General features: G+C 29.9%; 4 protein-coding genes. 2 read left to right on the forward strand and 2 right to left on the reverse strand.

All coding sequences use genetic code 11. From position 1 onward, the window contains the following. The first annotated feature begins 43 nt into the window (after positions 1-43). Positions 44-949, forward strand: a complete 906-nt coding sequence (locus tag ACIQ11_RS09680) for a ribonuclease Z (protein ID WP_396154431.1) — start codon at positions 44-46, stop codon at positions 947-949. A gap of 160 nt (positions 950-1,109) precedes the next feature. After that, a complete protein-coding gene (gene pdxH / locus ACIQ11_RS09685) occupies positions 1,110-1,751 on the forward strand; it encodes a pyridoxamine 5'-phosphate oxidase (RefSeq protein ID WP_396154427.1) in 642 nt (213 codons plus the stop codon). Positions 1,752-1,757: 6 nt separating this feature from the next. Here the strand turns inward: pdxH and rsmD are convergent, their stop codons facing one another. Continuing rightward, positions 1,758-2,354 (reverse strand): 16S rRNA (guanine(966)-N(2))-methyltransferase RsmD, encoded by a 597-nt coding sequence (gene rsmD, locus ACIQ11_RS09690; RefSeq protein ID WP_291242785.1) that lies wholly within the window; start codon positions 2,352-2,354, stop codon positions 1,758-1,760. Further along, positions 2,351-3,154: a DUF3822 family protein gene (locus tag ACIQ11_RS09695; RefSeq protein WP_396154429.1), complete on the reverse strand. Its 804-nt coding sequence runs from the start codon at positions 3,152-3,154 to the stop codon at positions 2,351-2,353. Before ACIQ11_RS09695 ends, rsmD begins: the two co-directional genes overlap by 4 nt. Positions 3,155-3,378: the final 224 nt, after the last annotated feature.

Below are 3,378 nucleotides of genomic sequence, written 5' to 3' on the forward strand. Positions count from 1 at the left end.
ATTTACAACGAAAACAAAAAACAAAAACAACACTAATTTCGTTTTGAAAATAAAAATATTGGGCTGTTATGCCGCAACTCCAAGAACCATAACCAATCCTACATCGCAAGTTTTAGAGATTAAAAGCCATATGTTCTTAATAGATTGCGGTGAAGGCACACAAGTGCAATTGCGCAAACACAAAATTAAGTTTTCACAAATTGAACATATTTTCATTTCCCATTTGCACGGCGACCATTTTTTTGGTTTAATTGGATTAATTTCTACTTTTATGTTATTAGGTAGAGAAAAAGATTTACACATTTATGGTCCGAAAGGCATTAAAGAAGCCATTTTATTACTGTTGAAATTAGGAAATGCTTACACTTCTTATAATTTATTTTTTCACGAATTAACTTCCAAAGAAAGCGAAATTATTTACGAAGATGAAAAAGTAAAAGTCACTACAATACCCCTAAAACACAGAGTGTACACCAATGGTTATTTATTTGAAGAAAAAAACAAAGAACGTAAACTAAACATAGATGCTATTTTAAATTATAATATTGAAAAATTATATTACAATAAAATAAAATTAGGCGGCGATATTACTTTGGATGATGGAAGAATCATACCCAATTCAGAATTATCATTTGATCCTGAAGAACCTAAAAGTTATGCCTTTTGTTCGGATACTGTGTATAATGAAGATGTAATTCCGATAATTAAAAATACAACGGTTTTATATCACGAAAGCACGTTTTTAGAAAGCGAATCTCATTTAGCTGAAAAAACTATGCATACAACTGCGAAACAAGCCGCGAAAATTGCTAAATTAGCAGAAGCAAAACATTTATTATTAGGACATTATTCAACTCGATATGGAAATATTGAATTATTCAGAACCGAAGCTAATGAAATTTTTGAAAACGTATTACTTGCAGATGATGGATTAGAATTTGAATTTTAAGATATATTACACAGAGTTTCACAAAGATTAACAGAGAAACCCAAAATTTATATATTTGATTTTTAAATTAGCAAAATAAAAATCTAAACCTTGACCAAAAACCCTTAACCATAAACCAAAAACCATTAACCTAAAACCCTTCACCCTTTACCCAAAAAAAATGAAAGATTTATCCGATTATAGAAAATCATACGACAAAAGTGAATTGTTAGAGAACACCATTCCTGATGATGCGATTCAATTGTTTCATAAATGGTTTTATGAAGCAGAAGAACAGGAGAACGGTGAAGTTAACGCTATGACAGTTTCTTCAATTGGATTAGATGGTTTTCCAAAAAGCAGGATAGTGCTACTGAAAAAATTCAATGAAGAAGGTTTTATATTTTACACCAATTATAATTCAGAAAAGGGAAAAGCCATTTTACAACATCCAAATGTTTGTATTTCATTCTTTTGGCCGATATTAGAACGCCAAGTAATCATTAAAGGAATAGCTGAAAAAACAGCATCACAAGTTTCAGATGCTTATTTTGATTCTCGTCCTGAAGGTAGTAAGTTGGGTGCTATTGTATCGAATCAAAGTGAAGTCATTCCATCAAGAGCTTTTTTAGATGAAAAATTAAAAAACTTAGAAACAGAAGTTTCAGGTTCTGAAATTAAACGACCAGAAAATTGGGGTGGATTTTTAGTAAAACCCGTTGAAGTGGAATTTTGGCAAGGAAGAGCCAATCGTTTACACGATAGAATTCGTTATAAATTAGAAGCTGATTTCAGTTGGAAAATAGATCGTTTATCGCCTTAATGGTGCTTATTCGGATTCGTCATTTTCGTCATCTTCAGTAACTGCGTCCAATTCGTCTTCGTCACTTACTAATTCGAAAAAACTAAAAGTTGTACCGCCGTATGTTCTTGCAAACGAAAAATTATCCAAATGTTCTAATTTCGTGTCTTTAGAATGTTCAATAATTAGCATTCCTTCTTCGTCTAAAATATCATTTTCAAAAATCAAAACGGGTATTTTTTCAAAATCTTTTTGATCAATATGATACGGTGGGTCTGCAAAAATTATGTCGTAACTTCCTTTGTGTTTTTGTAAAAATGCAAAAACATCACTTTTTATTGGCGTAATATCAAAGTCAAATTCAGTAGCTATTTTTCGTATGTAATTTACACATCCCATATCTGCATCTACTGCTACAAGAGGCGTGGCACCACGAGAGGCAAATTCATAAGCAATATTACCTGTACCCGAAAACAAATCCAATATTTTTAATTCTCCAAAATTAAAATGGTTATTTAAAATATTAAATAAAGCTTCTTTGGCCATATCGGTAGTAGGACGAACGGGCAAATTCTTTGGTGCTTGTAATCGTCTACCTTTATATTTTCCTGATATTATTCTCATGAGTGAAATAAAATAAAATGCTTTAATAGGTCGCTTTCAGGAACATCTAAAACGGATTTTAAATGAGAAACATCTAATAAACTACAGTTTCTTATATATTTATATGCAATTTTAAACGCATCACTTTCTTCTGAAATCGCACCTAAAAACTGAACAGGAATTGTTTCTGGATTTAGTTGTAATTGTTCGTAAGTGAACAATAAAAAATAAATAAAATCTTCTAACGAGTTATACGTGAAGGTATTAAACAATAACAAATTTGTGTTTTTGGTTACCGTAATTTCAAATCTATCGTGTTGAAAATGTACCCAAACTTGTTTAGTATCCTTGTTTTTAGAAAAATCTAATGCTTTTTTTACAAATATGGAGTTGCAATTTTTATAATCAAACGTATCGTAATGGTCTAATAAATAGTTGTTTATATTCGTATACGGAATAAAAACATTATTTAAATCGTACGTGTCTAAATAATCAAAAGCAAAATAATCAGTTTCAAAAACTTTCGAATTATATTGCAAATAACTTCCTAAATAATTGGGATCAAATAAAGAAGAAGGCACCAAGGTGTTTAAATTAGAATTGTGTAACACCACAACATCATCATATTTATCATCTAAAATAGGATTCTCTACAAATATTTTCCACAATTCTTCTTCTAAAACATTGTTTTTGTTAATAGAATACGATTTGCAGGTAATTATTTTATTCGAAATCAAATCAATAACACAAAAAGAAAGGTCACTATATGACACCTCAAAGCAAAGCTTTTTATATGTTTTTTGAGTAATATCCTGATTCATATTTTTTATTTGAAATACAAATTTACATTTTTTACGAGAATTAAAAACCCTCAAATGAAATTATATTTAAAATCCTTGCTATATTTGAAGTTCGTAAACTAAAAATGAATGTCGCCAACGCAATTTTATAAAATTTTAATAGATCATTTTCCTTTTCAGCCCACTGCAAATCAGGATATTTTCTTCCAAAAAATGGCGGCGTTTGTGCTTCATTCTAATGATGC

This window comes from Flavobacterium sp., assembly GCF_044361065.1.
Taxonomy (GTDB): Bacteria; Bacteroidota; Bacteroidia; order Flavobacteriales; family Flavobacteriaceae; genus Flavobacterium.

Excerpts from the sequence above, each read along its gene's own strand:
- pdxH (WP_396154427.1), top strand. The coding sequence starts at position 1,110 with ATGAAAGATTTATCCGATTATAGAAAATCATACGACAAAAGTGAATTG.
- rsmD (WP_291242785.1), bottom strand. The coding sequence starts at position 2,354 with ATGAGAATAATATCAGGAAAATATAAAGGTAGACGATTACAAGCACCA.
- ACIQ11_RS09695 (WP_396154429.1), bottom strand. The coding sequence starts at position 3,154 with ATGAATCAGGATATTACTCAAAAAACATATAAAAAGCTTTGCTTTGAG.